Origin of the sequence: Actinoplanes sp. NPDC023714 (genome assembly GCF_040639855.1) — a bacterium.
Lineage (GTDB): Bacteria > Actinomycetota > Actinomycetes > Mycobacteriales > Micromonosporaceae > Actinoplanes.
This window is the reverse complement of sequence record NZ_JBFAAR010000009.1, coordinates 330630-346579: the sequence shown is the minus strand read 5'-3', so window position 1 is coordinate 346579 and position 15950 is coordinate 330630. Positions and strand designations below refer to the sequence as shown.

The window sequence follows — 15950 nt, the reverse complement described above, 5'->3', positions numbered from 1 at the left end:
GGGACCGCGTGGTCCCAACCTGTCCGCCGCTTCATGGCGGAGAAAAGGAGGGACCACCGATGGTCTCCAGACAGCAGGAACGAGATGCCTTCCTGCAGAGAGTCAAAGATGATTTCGACGCTCGGCTTGCCGCGCTGGCGTCGGACCCGGCTCGCTGGGTCGAGTTCATCGAGCAGGTCGCCGTGTTCGGCGCCCGCTACAGCCTCAGCAACCAGCTCTTGCTGATGATGCAGGCCGAGCAGCGCGGTATGGAACCGCGGTACTTCCTGTCCTATGGCAACAAAGCCGGGACCAGCGGCTGGCTCAGCCACGGCCGCAAGGTTCGTCAGGGCGAGAAGGCGTTCAAGGTGTGGGCGCCGGTCAAACGCCGGCCGACCGAGGAACAGGCCCGCGATTGGGAGTCGCAGGGGAATTCGGTCCGTCGGGATCCGTCTGGCCGGCTCGCCCGGCAGGTCGTCAGTTTCAGGCTGGCTGCCACGTTCGACGTGTCCCAGACCGACGGTGAACCGTTCGAGATCCCCACCATTCAACAGCGGCGCCGAATGCGGACGAGTGCTGCCGGGATGCCGGAACTGCTGGCCGGCGACGATGTGACCGGGGCGTTCGACGACCTGGTGTCACTGATCAAAGCAGAGGGGTACGGCTTCGACCTGGCGCCGCCGGGCAGCCGGTACCTCGGTGTCGCCAACGGGATCACCGTGGCCGGTGACCTGATGCTGGTGCGCGTCCGCGATGACGTGAGCCCCGCGCAGCGGGTCAAGACCATGCTGCACGAGCTGGCGCACATCCGCTGCGGCCATCTCGACGAGACCGGAACGAGCATGGACGCTCACCGCGGCCGCGCGGAGACCGAGGCGGAGAGCGTCGCGCACATCGTGTGCGCGACGCTCGGTCTGGACACCGCGGCCTACAGCGACGCCTACGTCCTGGGTTGGGCCGACAGTGACATGGAGCTGGTCCAGCAGTGCGCGGCCACCGTGCTGCGCGTCGCGAAAAGCATCCTCGCCGACCTGACGCCCATTGATGACCCCAATGGCGATGCCCCGACCGAGACGGGAGGGTTCCGGTGACGACCGGTCTGGAGCAGATCAGGATCGCCAGGGCGGTTCTCACCTACATCGCTGTGTGCCTTCCGAGCCGCGCCGAGAAGGTGCATGAGCTGGCTGTGACACTCGGACCGGTCGACGCGGTGGACATGCTGCTGTCTCCTGATCTGCCTGCGGAGTCGCGCGATTACTACCTCGGTGCCATTCCGGTCCAGCGGGTACGCGCCTATGCCGCCGAGGTTCTCGACGCAGCGGAGGATGCGGGTGCCAGGATCCTGATTCCTGAAGATGAGGGCTGGCCGGCGCGGCTCGATGATCTATCCCGCGTTGAATACGCGGCAGCATCCAGCTCCGCGCTGTGCCTCTGGGTTCGTGGCACCCAAGGTTCGATCACGGCCCGAACCGTCGCCCTCTGCGGGAGCCGGGCAGCGACTCCCTACGGCACCGCCATGGCCTCGGAGTTCGGCCATTCCCTCGCGAGTTCCGGATGGATCGTGGCAACGACCAGTGGCTTCGGCATCGCGCATGCCGCCCTGCGCGGCGCCCTCGCCGCTCGCGGCTCGATGGTGGTCGTCCTGGCCGGTGGAATCGACCGCCTACATCCGCCGAAGCTCACCAGCGTGCTTACCCAGGTCAGCCGCAATGGGCTTCTCGTCACCGCCTACCCGCCCGGCACCGAGCCGACGTCACGACGTGCCGCAGAGGCAGGGCGGCTGCTCGCCGGCATTTCCAGCGGAACGGTCCTGATCGAGGCCGCGCTGCGCAGCACTTCTCTCGCCTCGCTGGAGGAAGCGGTTCGGCGAGGTCGGCACGCGATGGTCATGCCCGGACCTGTCACCTCTGCCCAATCCGCCGGTGCACATCAGGCCCTGCGCAGGAACCCGCAGGCCCGCCTGATCCACAACGTCGAAGACGTTCTCACCGAACTGGCGCACGTCCGCTAACCACGGGCCACTGCCAGCCACCAACGAAACAACGGCCCGCCGGAGAGCGGGCCGTCGTCGTATCCACCGAATCCGGGGCGCCTCGCCAGCGAAACGTCGCGCCCCGGGTTCTTCAAGGAGTGGAGGAACCCAGTGTTCATCACGAACCTCGTGATCGCCACCCTGGCCGCCGCTATCGGAGCCGGCGCAACCTACCTCGCGATCCGCCCCACCATCGGACGACTACGCACCATGCTCACCGTCGCACTCTGGAAGCTGAGCCTCGATCCTCTCACCGGCCTCTACAACCGGACGGGCCTGCTTGCGACGTATCCCAGGATCACCGGCACGGACGGCGAGCAGCGCATCGCCGTCATGCTGATCGACCTCGACTACTTCAAGGACGTCAACGACACCTACGGCCACGATGCCGGCGACCATCTTCTCAAGACCGTCGCGGCCCGGTTCCGCGAACTCGCCGAATCCTGTGGAGGAATAGCCGCCCGGCTCGCCGGCGACGAGTTCGCCATTGCCATCCCTCTCAGCGATCTCGACCTTCACAGGACCGCAGATCTAGCCGGCGAGATGGCGGCGACGCCAGTCGACATTGACAGCAACGAGGGCACGACCGCCCTCACGATCACGTCGAGCATCGGTGTCGCCGTCGTGACGGGCGCCGACCCGCTCGAGGACACCGCTCTGCGCCAAGCCGACATCGCCATGTATCACGCCAAGCGCACCGGCAGAAACCAATACTCGATCTTCAGCCCCGACATGACCATGCCCGGAGGCGAAGCGCGCCGAGGCCCCCGTCTACGCGACCGCCACCGTCGCGATCAGGGCGGTGCCGCATGAACCTCGCAACCATCATGGCCTGCGCGACGTGCCACCTGGCGCTGACCGTGGACCGCGACGGAACCGGCGAGAGGTTCCGCCATCCGATAACCGAAGACGACCATGAGGTCGTACCGGTCGATGCAGACCCCGTGTCGCAGGTCTTCAACCGCTGCCACACCTGCACCAACGCCCTCCCGATCTGGGAATACCGAACCGGCCTGATAGCGATCGCGGACTTCAGCAGCGGCGCCATGAAGACCTACAACGACCAATGGCACGTCTGCTATCAATGCGCTCAGTTCATCGAGGCAGGCGACGCCGGAGCGCTGACGGCCTACTGCGCCACCTTCCTGCGGTGGCCGTCCCACAGCGACGCCCACAAGATTGTGAGCGCGGTGCATCAAGGCATCGTGCTCGGCCGTGAGGGGCGAACACTGCTCACCACCACGCGGTGGGCACCCGCGCGCATCACCGCCGCGATGCTTCCAAAGGTTCGCGACCGGCTGGCAGGGCTGCTCCGCGGTCCAGTGGCTCTGCCCGAGCCGATCAACGAGAGCGGTAAGAGGCAGGCGTGGGCCAAAGAACTCGAGCGCAACGCCATGCACTGGGTCACTCCTGAAACCGCCGAAGCGGTCAACGCGGCGACCGGGGATCAACCCCCGGCACGTCTCAGGGACGACCTTCTACCTACCCGAATCGGCCTCCTTGTCTGGCCTCGATTCGTCGGTGAGAAGCGACGGCTGGCCGCCGTCTCATGGATGCCCGAAGCCGACGGCTGGCGACTGATCGGCTACGGCAGCATCGGTGGCGGTCGCGAACAGGGCCCGGATTTGTCGACCCAGTTCCGTCACGAGATCGGATGGCTTCTGCCCATCCACACCGAACACGTCAGTCGACGCACCATCATCGATGGCAGCCATCCACTAGGCCCCTTCATCACGACCTTGCTCCTGATCAAACAGGAGTTGGCCGAGGCAGTGCCGGCGAAGCTGCCCAAGGGCATCACTAAGGCGTACGAACACCGCAAACGCGCCGCACCCGACGTCCGCGTCATACGAAACAGACCTCCCACCGCAGCGCCGTCACCGGGACCCGTGAAGGCGCGTGGCTCCGGTGAGCGGGCCAGACCCGACTACCGCTTCTGGGTATCCGGTCACGAACGTCAGCAAGCGTGTGGGCCGGGGCGAAGCCAACGCAAGAAGATCGACATCGACCCGTTCCTCAAAGGCGACCCGAGCCTGCCCATCAAACTGAGCACGACAGTGAGGGTCCACGGCAGTCGAGCAGATTCCCGCGACCCGGACAGCGCCATGGAGTGACGCAAGACGGTGGTGGGCGGCTTTGCCTGCCCACCACCGCATACATCCTGGCTTGCTCGTTCAGGTGATTTCTGATTGCCTGGAGTCCGCTGATGCCGGGCGGTTGAAGCTGTTCAAAGGGCATTCTTTGACGTCCGACAAGGCCTTTATATGTGGGGTGGATGGCACGTCCCGCCCCTTGCCTCAGGCCTAGTATCCCAGCCATGAACCCCTTCACCGTTCACCTGTCCCGCAGCCGGCGTCTGGCAGACGTCTACGACGTGCCGGACTGGGTGCTCGACGGGAGCCGCGTCGATATCTCCGGGACTCCTGACAAGTACCGGCATGTCCTCGAGGCGCAGACGCTGGCGGGGGCGGTGCTCGCTACCGCCGAGGTCCACAAGTCCGGCTGTGAGAGGTTCGGGTGCGATACCTGCGCTGCGCTGCGTGACGCGGTCGCGTTGGCGGCTCTGGTCATCCAGACGGAGGCAGGGCGTGACCTGGGGCTGCTGCCGGGCCGGTGAGTTCCGCACCGGGTCGGGTCTCGTGCACCGCGATTCCTGCCGTGAGGAGGAAGGCGGACAAGACAGCCGCCAGTGCCTCCAGGTGGTCTTCCTCGACGAAGGCGTAGCCACGCGCCGCAAACAGGTCGGCGACCTTCTCGGCGATCTCGTCGATCGGGTCGTTCATCGTCACCGCCACCACTTCAGGAATCGTTCGAACAGCTCCTCGGGCGACGCATCTTTGAGCACGTAGGAGGCCTGTTCCAGCTCGGCCCACATGCGCATGCCGAGCTGCAGCCTGTCGGGTATGTGCGCCAGCAGACGTCGTCGTGCCGGCCTACACGGCCAGGCCTTTCCGCAGCGCAGGCAGTCGTAGGTCGTCGGGTCCGGTTGGTGCGCCGCCTCCGCCATGGCTCACCGCCTCGAGTCGCCGCGCGGGAAAGAGCCGCGGGAAACAGGGATATGAACCCGGCCGCACAGCTGCGTGGTGAGGTCGGCGAGGAGCTCGTCGATCCAGGCCCGCTCGACGCCGGGCATGCAGATGATGCGGCCGGTGCGGTCGCCGCCGAGAACCCACGGCCGGGGCAGCGGCAACGGTTGGTTGAGGGTGACGGTGAACGCCTGCGGGAGTCGCTGCGCGGGCCAGCCGATGCGGTGCAGCCCTTCCAGGGTGTATTCGGCCAGGCGGCGGGACTGCTCGGCGCGGCGACGGTGTCCGTCGAGGCCGTGCTGGAACAGCGCCGCAGACAGCAGCAGCGGGGTATGCCCCGATCGGGAGCCGGTGATCGTCGTGTCCGCCGTCCCGGTGTACGAGATCGGCTGCCGGTCCTGCCCGTCAGGCCGGCGCGGATAGAGGAGAACCGCGCACGGGGTCAGCGTCGACAGGAACTTGTGCCCGGACACGACGAGGCTGGTCGCGCCGGCCCGGAAGTCGAACGCCGGCCGGTCGGCAGCGGGCAGCAGAGCCAGCGGTATCCCGGCCAGAGCGGCGTCGACATGGATGCGGCGCCGGGTGATCCCCAGGTCGTCGCAGAGCGCAGCGATCCCGGCGACGTCGTCGACGGCTTCGCGTTCAGTGGTGCCGACGGTCGCGACCACCAAGACTGCCCGCGGGCGATGCGCCGCGAGGTGCTGCCGGAGCTCGTCGAGCAGCATCCGCCCGTCCGGGTCGACACCTACCTGAACCAGCGGAGCCCGGACCAGGCGAGCGGCCTTGGCGACCGAGTAGTGTGCGGCCGCCGACGCGTAGACGACCAGGTCACGGTGAGCGGTGAACGCTTCGTCGACAGCATGCAGGGTGCCCTCGCTGGCGCCGCCGGTCACGTACCCCCAGACGTCGTCGCCGGCCCCGAACAGCTCACCGAGCCACCGCAGGACGGCGATCTCGACGCTCTTGGTGTGATTCGAGCCGTAGCCGCCCTGCCACGGGTCACCGACGTTGTTGAGCAGCGTGCCGGTCATCACGTCGGCGAGCTGCGGGAACGTAAGGTCGGTGGCGCCGGGGAACGCCAGGTTGAAGCACCGATCCGGGCCGGTCATGAGAACCCCCGCCGTCCGGCCTCAGCGGCCCGCACCTCATGGTCGAGAGCGGTCATCCAGCCGAGTAGCTGTCCGACACCGTGCTCGCGGTACAGCGTGTCGAGGCTGACCTGCGCGTAAGGCCAGCGGGACAGCAGTGCGGGCGTGCTCAGCGCCCGGTGCGACCAGATGCTGACCTTGTTGTGCCCGGCCGCGCCGCGCCGGTCCGCGACGAAGGCCCGCTGCCCGTCCGGCCCGTCGGGTGCCCCAGCGACGAACAGCATGGTCCCGGGAATCTGCAGCGCGCTGCTCGCGGTCGCACACACCTGCGTCCACGTCCCGGTGCCCGTGTCCAATAACGACATGCCCAGCCCCAGGTAGGTCGCGTCGTCAGCCACGCCGACCGCCCGGTTCGCGATCTGCTCCCGGACATCCCACGGCTTGCGCTGGTCCCGGCTGCGAGCCACTTCCACCAGCGCGCCGAGCAGATCGGCCGGATCGTCGGGTTCGGGCCCGGCCAGCCACAATTTGGTCGCCGCGGAGACCACACCTTTCAGACCAAAGACAAAGGCGATTCCGTACGGCGAAAGCGGCCGCCGATAACGCCGTTCCCAAGCGACATCACCGTGGCGCAGGTTCATCTCGTGCAGGCGCTCGACGACCCGCCACTGCAGTTCCTGGCGCCTCCGGGCCACATGAGCGGCAAACTCGTGGTCGTCGCGGGTACTGGCCCCCGTACCCGAATGGTCTGATCCTGATAGAGGGCGGCGGGCTCGGGGATGCTGAAACGGTGATCGCGGCATCGGCCAGGCGCGCTGGTTCTCGGCCATCGTTGTCATACCTCGACGTCCTCGAGCGCCGGGTCCTTGACGGTGCGCCCATCCGGCACACCCCGCCCGATCAGCGCATAGACCTGTGGCCTCGCGGCTCGTAGCCACAGCCCCGCGATGACACCGACGCCGATCGCGGCGGCGATCGGCACGGCGACCAGCCACGGCAACGGCGACCCGGACGGCGTGCCCAGCAGGGTGCCCAGGCTGGAAGTCATGAACAGCAGCACGAACACACCCAGAATCCCGCCGAGGAACGGAAACGCCTGCCGCACCCAGAAGCCTTCGCTGCCCCCATGGCCTTTATCGAAAAAGTTCAGCGCCGCCCACGACGAGCAGGTCAGCAGCAACAGGACACAGACCGCGCCGATCGTCGACAACCACGAGAAGATCGTCCGGATCGGATCAGCGCCCGCGGCGATGAACAGACCGAGAACGATCGCCGCGGTCGTCGACTGCACCACGGTGCCGCCCAGCGGCGCACCACCCCTGGCGCCAGGGCTGACCTTCGCCCACCCCGCCGGCAGCACCTGCTCCCGGGCGAGGGCGAACACGTACCGGGCCACCGTCGCGTGAAACGAGCACATCGCCGCCAAAACGCTGGTGACCAGCAACAGCGTGGCGAGGTCAGCGATCCCGACGCCATAGACGTCGCCGAGCAGCGCGAGCGGCTGCCGTGCCCCATCGGCTGCCGCGACCCGCAGCTTGTCGAAACCGACCCAGGCCCCGTACGCCCACGACGCCAGGCAGTACAGGACCCCGCACCCGCTGATCGCCACGACCGTGCCGATCACCAGGGCGCGGTGGGAGATCGCTTCCTCGGCGTAGGCGAGCAGCGTCTCCAGGCCGGCGAACGCGGCTGCCGCGTAAACCAGCAGCGTTGCCGCCGCACCGAACACGAGCAGGCTCGACGGCGCGAACACCATGCCCGCTTCGACACCGTGCGTGCGATGGGTGAAGCCCGCGGCGATGAACAGCACGACTACCGTGATCTCCAGCGCCAGGAGCACGCCGAGAACCTTCGCGCCGACCGCACCCGGGTATTGGCCGAGCAGCAACACGATCAGCCAGCCGATTAACGCCCACAACCACCACGGGCCGCCGCCGGTCAGGGCGGCGATCGTGGTCCCCAGCAGCGGATACAGGCTGATCTGCAACGCGTTGTACCCGACGAATGCCACCGCCGCACCCACCAGCCCCAGCACCGGATTACCGCCACGCGCCAGCTGGGCGTAGAACGGCGCACCGTGCCGCACATGCCGTCCCACCGCCACATAGCCGACCGCGAGAAACCCGATCACGGCCATCAGCAGCGCAAACGACAACGGAACCCCCGCCGCGCCGGTCGCTGCATAGGTCGCCGGAATACCACCGTTGAGCACCGTCTGCGGCGAGCTCGCGACCACCGCGGTGCACGCCAGTGCGGCCGGCCCCAGCGTGAACCGCGCCAACACCCTCGGTCCGCTCGTCATGCGATAACCTCCGCGATCGAGGTGGACGTCGACCATCCGACCAGGGATGCGGCCTCGTAGTCGAGCACGTAATGGCCGGGCTGGGCGTCGAAAAGCGATCCGCGCATGGCGGACTCCTCCTGAGGGGTTTGTAGTGAAACTCGATTCGAGAAAGACTGCCTCCGCCGATCTCCGGTGGAGGCCAATGCAATAGCTGCTGCGGGACAAGGGCGAGTTCGCGACGTGGGCTTCGCAGATCGTGCGTGACTGCCCAGCAGCGGAACTCACCTGCGGTTATAGGCTTTCTGCAGTGGCAGGAAGGGGTGGCCTGCCAAGCCTCGGGCCCATCAAAGGCATGGCGAATCCGCGGCGCGTGTAGTCAAATGTAAAGACCGTCGCGCCGCCGCAGAATTCGCCGCCCACCGTTTTGTGATCCGATTATTTCGGATACGGTGATCCCTGAAACGCCATAGCTGTCCGTTTCCACGTCCGGGACAGCGGGACAGTCACGCCGAACCGTTCCGGGGGCTGACAATGATCTACAAAGAAGAGAACTTCGGCGAGGCACTGCGCCGGTTGCGAACCGCACGCGGCATGTCGGTGCGGCAGCTGGCCGAGCTCGCCCGTATCTCCAAGACCAAAATTGGCGTCATGGAGCACGGCGACGGCCGCAACGTCGACCCTCGTGACGCTGAGCAACTGGATTTAGTCTTGGAATCGGGCATAACCTTGGCCACAGCCGTCCGCCGTGCCCGGACCACGGCGCTGTCGATCGCCACCTGTGCCTTGCTAACCGGCCCGAACCGCTACACCGATCTCGCCAGAATTCTGCTCACGGCGGAGATCGAATCGTCAGGAGATGACGCTGTGGAGCGACGAACCTTCCTACACGCGGGACTGATCCTGCCCGCGCTGACCCTCGAAGCGACCCGCCACGGCATCGGCGCCGCCATGACGCACCGCGATGAGGTCTCGGTCGACGAGTGGCAGGAGATCGTCTCGGAACACGGCCAGAACTACATGACCATGCCCCCTCACGACCTGCTAGAAGTCCTGATGATCGACATGGTCGCCATTCAGTACGCCGCCACACGAGTCCGCGACGCCGCCGGTGTCCGGGACCTGCAACGTGCGAGCGCGATGCTCGCCGCACTGACCGCGTTCACCGTGTCGAACCTGGGTCGGCTCCGGGAAGCCCGCCGGTGGTGGCGTACTGCGCGCACTCTCGCCGACGAGTCAACTGATCCGGTGGCCCGCAACTGGGTACGGGGCAGCGAGGTCGTGCGGGCGCTGTATGAACAACGACCTGTCGATTCCGTCGTCACCATGGCGGGCCGCTATGAGCAGGAACTCGGCGACCTCACTCGAGTGGCTACGCCGACCCTTCTCGGTGGCAAGGCCGAGGCGCTGGCGCTGGCCGGCAGAGCCCAAGAAGCCGACAGCAGCCTGATCGAGTTGGAGGAAGCCTGCGCCAATCTGCCCAAGGCCGCGGGCGCCCAGGGCGCATCTGCTCTCGAGTGGCACGACTTCAGCCTTGGCTTCACCCGCTCCTATGTTCACTCGTTCAACGGCAACTACCCCGAGGCCGAGAAGGCTCAAGATGCCGCCATCGCGCTCTATCCAGCTGGCCTCACACGGGGTCCCGCCACGATCAGGCTCCAGAGGGCGCTTTGCGTCGCTGAGGTCGGCGCCGCAGCCGAAGCCGCCCGTGATGCCCGCGCGATCTTGGAGAGCCTGCCCGCCGCCGATCACATCCGCCCGATCGTCGGGCTGTCCCACCAGGTCCTCAACGCCATCCCGGCCTCGGCCGGCAGCCTGCCCGAGGTGCGGGAGTATCGGGAGTTCCTTGCCGCCCCTCGCCAGATCGGCTGACCAGTGACCGAGCTGACTCTCCGCCACTCAAGCCCCACGGAAGCCCTTGAACTGAGCGACCACCTTATCCGGATCTATGCGGCAACCCACGCCCACCTGATCGATCAGCCGTGGTATTCGCCGGACACGTACTGGTCCCGCCTCACCGACATCTACGTCAAGACCCGTGACTTCGACCTCGTGACCGGCTGGCACGGCGACGAATGCATCGGCTACGCGTTCGGCAGCCCGCGTGACGGGGACGAGGAAACCTGGACACAGATCGCATCGGTTGTCTCCGACATCGGCGAGCCCGGTCCGATCTACATCTTCCGCGAGTTCGCCGTCGCCCCGGATCACCAACGACACGGCTACGGACGCCGCATCCACGACGAGCTGCTCCACCGGCGCCCCGAACGGATCGCCCACCTCCTCGTTCGCGGCGACAACGAACCGGCGCAGATCGCCTATGACCGGTGGGGCTGGCTCAGGATCGGCACGAAGAAGCCCTTCGAGGACTCGCCCACCTTCGACGCCATGGCGCTCGATCTGCGAACCCCAGTCAGCTGATCAGCAGCGCGGCGAAGGCTGACGCCTCGTGTCATCTGCGGCGGAAACGAAGCGACTCGCGGAGGATCATCGCCACGAAGAAGGTAGGTATCAGGGCAACGATGCCGACGAGGACGCCGATCCAGGTGAACCAGGGCCTTACCGGGGTGTCCTCACGGGCTAGTTCCCTGCGACCGCGGTGTTCGCCGACGTCGCCGATTCGAACCGCCTCGCCGATGTCGGCCGGGGTGAACACCTCGTCGGTGACGAGCCGGTCGGTGCCGCCGTCGTCCCAGCGGATGGTGGCGACGCAGCGGTGCCAGTAGCCGAAGCCTCGGTTGGTGACCGGTCCATGCTTCGTACAGTAAGTGGCGGTTGCTTGACCGGTGCGGCTTGCATCGGCGAAGTCGTACCCTGCCAGGCGAATCAGGGTCACGCAGAGGCTGATCAGCGTGGCAGCCACGAGGACGATCACGATGAAGGCGGCTGCCGAGCGCAGCTTCCCGCCCCGCTGGCGCGGGATCGCTGCCGATGCCTGAGCCTCTGCTTCTTCGCGGTCGAGTTGCCGCTCGATTTCGGCGCGTTCGGCGGCGCGTCTGGCTAACCGTTCGTCGTGGGATTCCACGGCGGATTTCCCCTTCGTCATCGCTAAGGTTCGACCCCGATGGGTGGTGGCGCCGGGTTGCCTTCGATCGTGTCGGAGGCGCCCGAGCCTGTGTTCTGCGAGGTGTTGCCCTGTGCTGCCGTACGGGCAGTGTTGACCATGACCTGGCCGACAGCGCCGTGGGCTCGTATGTGTCCCTCGCTCAGCAGTCTGTATGCGTCGGCGGTTCCGCGCCAGCCTTGCCCCGCCGTGCCGACCGCCTCGATGCGGTGTGCCTCCAGGCGCAAGACGTTGCGGCTGGACTGCCCGATCTGGCTCATCATGGCCTGCATCTGCCGGACGAAGAGACCCGTGTTCTCGATCGTCGTCATCAGCCGCTTCACCACGGTGAAGATCTTCAAGCTGGCCTTGGACACCAGCATGGAGATCTCTGCGACCATCTTGGGGATGAGTACGACGCTGACGGCTTGCATAGCCGCGGAGATACACGCGCCGACCACCTCGGCGACGATGTCGCGCACAGTATTGCGGGCGATGCCGACCATCGCGCCCAGGACTGTGGTGGCCCGGCCCATGCCGTCGGCGAGCTTGCCCATGGCCTGGATCGACTCGGCGTGCTCACGGGCCCGTTGCCGGTACGCATCAGCGGAGGCAGCCGTCCAAGCCGTGGTGGTGCGGTTGACCTCATCGACGAACAGATCGGTCGCGTCGTAGATCCGCTGTTCGATGTTCTTCCAACTCTGCGCGTGCGCGTCGATGGCCTTGGGGTCACCCATCAGCTTGTCGAGGGGCTCTCGCAGGATGGCGACGTGCTCCATCAGCCATCCCACACCAGCGGCGAACACGACCTGGAGCGGATCCATCACGGCGCCTATGGCAGCAAGGCCGGCGGCGACGCCATTGCCGGCAAAGCCCGGCACATCGCCGCGGAAACCGCTGTCCACCATGCCGCTGGCAGACTCGAAGATGCCGGTGCCCTCATAGGCCTTGGTGGGTCGCTCTCCGGCGATCAGTCCCGGCCAACCCACGTAGGCGCCATTCACGGCCCCGCCTCCCGCAACTCCCGGGCGGCCTCATCGTCGGTCAGAGCGATGTCCGCGGTGAGCGAGCGCAGCAGATCGGCGAGGTGGGAGGTGGCGTCAGTGCCACTGCGCATGTCCTGGATCGCCTGCTCTTGCGCGATGCCAAGAAACCCGGTGATGAACGGCCCCGGCCACTCGCCGTACACCTCGCTGTGCAGCTGCAGGTGACCGACCGCCGCGGTCACGGCGTCCAGCATTTCCGCGACCCCGTCGACCATCCGGGCGTGGCCCTGGACGGCGTCCACATCGAGACGGAACACGGGGTGACTCATCGCCGGCCGTACCCTGACTCGTCACCGGATTCCAGGTCGGGGAACGCTTCGGCGTAGGCGCCGGCGATGAAGTCCGTCGTCGGAGAGTCGGCGCCCGCATCCGCCGGACGAGGTCAGCGACGTTCTGCGCCAACCGGGTCTGCGCGAGCTGACTGGTAGCGACGATCAGGCGCGACAGCTCCTCAGGTTCAAGCCGCATCGCACGGTCGGCCAGCGTCAGGCCGCTCAGCCCGCCGGCATGGTCGACCGACACTCGAACATCGCCGTCGGCGGACTCTGCGGCGGCACTGACTTGCCGTAGCCGCTCGGCGAGCTCCATGCCGGCTTCCGCTACCCGCTGTGCGCTGGCCTGCCAATCCTCGAGAACGTCATCAGGGCTCAGCGGCACGGCTTCGTCCTCGTGCCGACGGCTGGGTAGCCGTTGATCGGCAGAAGCGGCTGACGTGTTCTCACAGCAAGGCCGAAGCCTGCCGAGTCGGAATGATGATCCGATGGTGTAATGCCCAGCAACCGCTTGTCCATCGACTGATCCTCCGAGCAGGAGCGGGCCGGCCAAGGCCTTGACAGGTGGCAACTACACACCTGTAAACGCCAGCCGCGCGTCCTGGGTTCAGCGGATCGATGTCTCGCTCGCCGGCTCCGTGGCGTTGATTGATGGAACAGCAACGCCGGTCAGATCCGCCGATCGGGCGCGCAGAGGTCGAAGCAGACGGCCCGTGCCGACCTCGCGGCATCCGCCCACCTGGCCCACCGCCACATTGATTCACGATGGTACATATAGGTCATGCGGTCGGCGCTTGAGATGCTTTTCTTTGCGGCAGGCACCTACATCCTCAGTTTGTCTTTCGCAGCTGGCGCGACATGCTTCGCCACGTGGATTCTGGCGAACGTGAGTGAAGACAGGCGCATCGTGGCAGTCCTGGCGCGTCAGGAGCCTCGGCCAAGCCTGTGGGGGCGCCTGTGGCTCGCCGCCCAGTCAATCGCCTACGGAGGGCGGCCGGTTTTCACAACGTTTCTCCTTCTCACGGTAGCTATTTGCTTCTCCGTAGCCATCGTAATTCCACTAGGTGCCGCTATTCCGGGAAACCGACCTGAACCGTTCTTATCTATCACGAGCGGGCTGCTGGGCCTGTCCCTCAGTGGTGCGACGTTTGCCTATGTAGTCAGCGGTGGTCGGCAATCCGGCAAGATATACCCTGCACTCGATTTGCACCCATGGGTTATCGCGAACCGGACACGCATCCGAATGGTGGCTGCAACTACTCGCCTTAGCCTCATCGACGGCATGATCGTGCCGTTTGCTTTTATGGCCGTACTGGCAGCCGCCTCGCACGTCACCACTGGGCCGAACGGAGAACTTGCCGATCCGATCGAGTTGATATACCTGGCGGGAATCGTGCCCGTCGCCGTGGTCGCATGGCTGTTCCGGCGCCTGCTGCCGTGGGCCTTTCCTCGCTGGGCCGTATTTAGACTGTTGATACAGACCACCGATCACGGCACCGCGGCGCACGGGGGTGCTCCGCTTCGCAACGCGTTGATGAGCGTGTGCCAACTCCTGGACCGGCATGCCGTCGTCGTATCTAGGAGGGAATCAGCGGCACGCATCCAGAGCCTCAACGCAGTACTGCTGCGTAGCGTGGCAGGAAACCTCCGCGCCTTTCTGTCGAACAGGATTTCGGTCGGCGCGAAGCTCGAAGACGTCCGCTCAGACCTCGTCATGCTGTCGGCGTTTCTCTGCTATCCCACCTCAACAAGGTTGTTCGAAACGATTGCGGCCCGCATGCGGGCATTTGACGAATCAGGAAACCCTCAGGAGGACTACCGCAGCGAGACACCCGGCCGATTCGCCGTTGTCACGAACAGGCTGCTCACCGGACTCGAAAGAACACATCAGGGATTCATGAGAACACTAGCGATCGTTGCCGTGCTCGCCGTCCTGGTCCTCCTCGCCACAGGGGCGATCAAGCTCCCCGACATCATTAAGGTCGTCAAGTTGTGATGAGGCGGACGCGACGCATCCAGCCAGACCTCGAACGTTGGTACAGCCGTCTCACGGTTCGAAACGATCTCGCCGGTCGTCTCCGGTTCCGTTGTCAATGAGTCCGAAGCCGGCCGACGCTGACCAGGGTCCACGCCTGCTGGTAAGTCGCGGTCATTGAGCTTTTTCCAACCTGATCTTGCAGGTCAGTCCGGTCGGTCGGGGGCCGCTGCTCGATGAGGGCGAAGCTCCAGGTAGGACAGCAAATCGACCAGAACCCAATGCCCCGACCGGGAGCATCGCCATGCTGTCCCACCCTGCCACGATCTCGCTGTCCAGCCGGACCCTGAACCACCTCGCCGATCGCATCCGAGGCCACCGCCAGCAGCGCAAATCCCGATGGCGCAAGCTGGCCCCGGGCCGGCAAGCCCTGCTTGCCCTGGCCCACCTGCGCAACGGCGACACCTACACCCGCCTCGCTGCCAGCTTCGAGATCGGCGTCGCCACCGCGTGACGCTATGCCCAAGAAGCGGTTGCCCTGCTCCGCGCTGCTTCCGAAAACCTGGCCACCGCTATGCGGCGCATCCGGCAGCTGGCGTACGCGATCCTGGACGGCACGCTGATCCCGATCGACCGGGTCGCCGACCAGAAACCGTACTACTCCGGCAAGCACAAGCGGCACGGCGTCAACGTGCAGGTCATCGCCGATGCCGCAGGGCGACTCGTGTGGGCTTCCGGCGCGCTGCCCGGAGCGACCCACGACCTGACCGCCGCGCACTCACGGCATCATCGACGCGCTGACCATCGCAGAAGTGATGACCTTCGCAGATAAGGGCTACCAAGGAGCCCCCGGCAGCGTGCGCACCCCGTTCAAGCGGCGCCGCTTCCGGCCGAAGCGGTCACGCCGACAAAAGGCGGTCAACCGGGCACACGCGAAGATCCGCGCCTGCGGTGAACGCGCGATCGCCACCCTCATGACCTGGAAGATCCTGACCAAGCTGCACTGCTGCCCGCGTCGCGCCACCGCGATCATGCAGGCCATCCTCGTCCTGCACCACGTCGAAACCGACCGCTACGCACGATGAAAAGGCTGTGACGTCGAAGACTCAGAGGCCATGCGGGGCGCAGTGTCATGGTGGCGGCGGTACGAGGACGTCACCGGTGCGGACCTCAACAAGATCACCGCCCGTACGAGCCGATGGTCCACC

General features: G+C 66.2%; 15 protein-coding genes and 2 pseudogenes. 9 read left to right on the top strand and 8 right to left on the bottom strand.

What is annotated here, in order from left to right:
- Positions 1 to 59: 59 nt before the first annotated feature.
- The 5 genes from AB0G10_RS33395 to AB0G10_RS33375 all read left to right on the top strand — a co-directional run bounded on the left by AB0G10_RS33395 (position 60) and on the right by AB0G10_RS33375 (position 4628).
- Positions 60 to 1070 carry an ArdC-like ssDNA-binding domain-containing protein gene (locus AB0G10_RS33395; RefSeq protein WP_360930870.1) on the top strand — a complete coding sequence of 337 codons (1011 nt, stop codon included), beginning with the start codon at positions 60 to 62 and terminating at the stop codon, positions 1068 to 1070.
- Positions 1067 to 1990 (top strand): DNA-processing protein DprA, encoded by a 924-nt coding sequence (locus AB0G10_RS33390; RefSeq protein WP_360930867.1) that lies wholly within the window; start codon positions 1067 to 1069, stop codon positions 1988 to 1990. The genes AB0G10_RS33395 and AB0G10_RS33390 overlap by 4 nt, the downstream gene beginning before the upstream one ends.
- A 132-nt stretch (positions 1991 to 2122) precedes the next feature.
- Entirely contained in the window at positions 2123 to 2824 is a 702-nt protein-coding gene (locus AB0G10_RS33385) for a GGDEF domain-containing protein (RefSeq protein WP_360930864.1), read from the top strand.
- A complete protein-coding gene (locus AB0G10_RS33380; RefSeq protein WP_360930862.1) occupies positions 2821 to 4125 on the top strand; it encodes a hypothetical protein in 1305 nt (434 codons plus the stop codon). The genes AB0G10_RS33385 and AB0G10_RS33380 overlap by 4 nt, the downstream gene beginning before the upstream one ends.
- Positions 4126 to 4328: 203 nt before the next feature.
- A complete protein-coding gene (locus tag AB0G10_RS33375; RefSeq protein WP_360930859.1) occupies positions 4329 to 4628 on the top strand; it encodes a hypothetical protein in 300 nt (99 codons plus the stop codon).
- Here the strand turns inward: AB0G10_RS33375 and AB0G10_RS33370 are convergent.
- The 4 genes from AB0G10_RS33370 to AB0G10_RS33355 form a co-directional block, all read right to left on the bottom strand.
- Positions 4579 to 4800, bottom strand: coding sequence for a hypothetical protein (locus AB0G10_RS33370; RefSeq protein ID WP_360930856.1), 222 nt, complete (start codon positions 4798 to 4800; stop codon positions 4579 to 4581). The two genes, AB0G10_RS33375 and AB0G10_RS33370, sit on opposite strands and share 50 nt — an antisense overlap.
- A gap of 221 nt (positions 4801 to 5021) precedes the next feature.
- Positions 5022 to 6146: a pyridoxal-dependent decarboxylase gene (locus AB0G10_RS33365; protein ID WP_360930853.1), complete on the bottom strand. Its 1125-nt coding sequence runs from the start codon at positions 6144 to 6146 to the stop codon at positions 5022 to 5024.
- Positions 6143 to 6955: a hypothetical protein gene (locus AB0G10_RS33360; protein ID WP_360930851.1), complete on the bottom strand. Its 813-nt coding sequence runs from the start codon at positions 6953 to 6955 to the stop codon at positions 6143 to 6145. The genes AB0G10_RS33365 and AB0G10_RS33360 overlap by 4 nt, the downstream gene beginning before the upstream one ends.
- A gap of 5 nt (positions 6956 to 6960) precedes the next feature.
- The gene (locus tag AB0G10_RS33355; RefSeq protein WP_360930848.1) at positions 6961 to 8427 is read right to left on the bottom strand and encodes an APC family permease; all 1467 of its coding nucleotides are present in this window, start codon (positions 8425 to 8427) and stop codon (positions 6961 to 6963) included.
- A gap of 513 nt (positions 8428 to 8940) precedes the next feature.
- Between AB0G10_RS33355 and AB0G10_RS33350 the strand changes: the two genes are divergently transcribed.
- Both AB0G10_RS33350 and AB0G10_RS33345 read left to right on the top strand, forming a co-directional pair.
- Positions 8941 to 10278 carry a helix-turn-helix transcriptional regulator gene (locus tag AB0G10_RS33350; protein ID WP_360930845.1) on the top strand — a complete coding sequence of 446 codons (1338 nt, stop codon included), beginning with the start codon at positions 8941 to 8943 and terminating at the stop codon, positions 10276 to 10278.
- A 3-nt stretch (positions 10279 to 10281) separates the two neighbouring features.
- Positions 10282 to 10827: a GNAT family N-acetyltransferase gene (locus AB0G10_RS33345; protein ID WP_360930842.1), complete on the top strand. Its 546-nt coding sequence runs from the start codon at positions 10282 to 10284 to the stop codon at positions 10825 to 10827.
- A 31-nt stretch (positions 10828 to 10858) separates the two neighbouring features.
- Here AB0G10_RS33345 and AB0G10_RS33340 read toward each other — a convergent pair whose 3' ends face one another.
- The 4 genes and pseudogenes from AB0G10_RS33340 to AB0G10_RS33325 form a co-directional block, all read right to left on the bottom strand.
- The gene (locus AB0G10_RS33340) at positions 10859 to 11431 is read right to left on the bottom strand and encodes a DUF6346 domain-containing protein (RefSeq protein WP_360930839.1); all 573 of its coding nucleotides are present in this window, start codon (positions 11429 to 11431) and stop codon (positions 10859 to 10861) included.
- 23 nt (positions 11432 to 11454) lie between these two features.
- Entirely contained in the window at positions 11455 to 12453 is a 999-nt protein-coding gene (locus AB0G10_RS33335; protein ID WP_360930836.1) for a hypothetical protein, read from the bottom strand.
- On the bottom strand, positions 12450 to 12752 hold the full coding sequence (locus tag AB0G10_RS33330) for a type VII secretion target (RefSeq protein ID WP_360930834.1): 303 nt from the start codon (positions 12750 to 12752) through the stop codon (positions 12450 to 12452). Before AB0G10_RS33330 ends, AB0G10_RS33335 begins: the two co-directional genes overlap by 4 nt.
- A 127-nt stretch (positions 12753 to 12879) precedes the next feature.
- A pseudogene (locus AB0G10_RS33325) lies at positions 12880 to 13152 on the bottom strand (YbaB/EbfC family nucleoid-associated protein); the annotation flags it as partial.
- 396 nt (positions 13153 to 13548) lie between these two features.
- On the opposite strand from AB0G10_RS33325, the gene AB0G10_RS33320 reads away from it, so the two are divergent.
- Entirely contained in the window at positions 13549 to 14763 is a 1215-nt protein-coding gene (locus tag AB0G10_RS33320) for a hypothetical protein (protein ID WP_360930831.1), read from the top strand.
- A 283-nt stretch (positions 14764 to 15046) separates the two neighbouring features.
- Positions 15047 to 15827, top strand: a pseudogene (locus AB0G10_RS33315) (transposase family protein).
- The last annotated feature ends 123 nt before the right edge of the window (positions 15828 to 15950 follow it).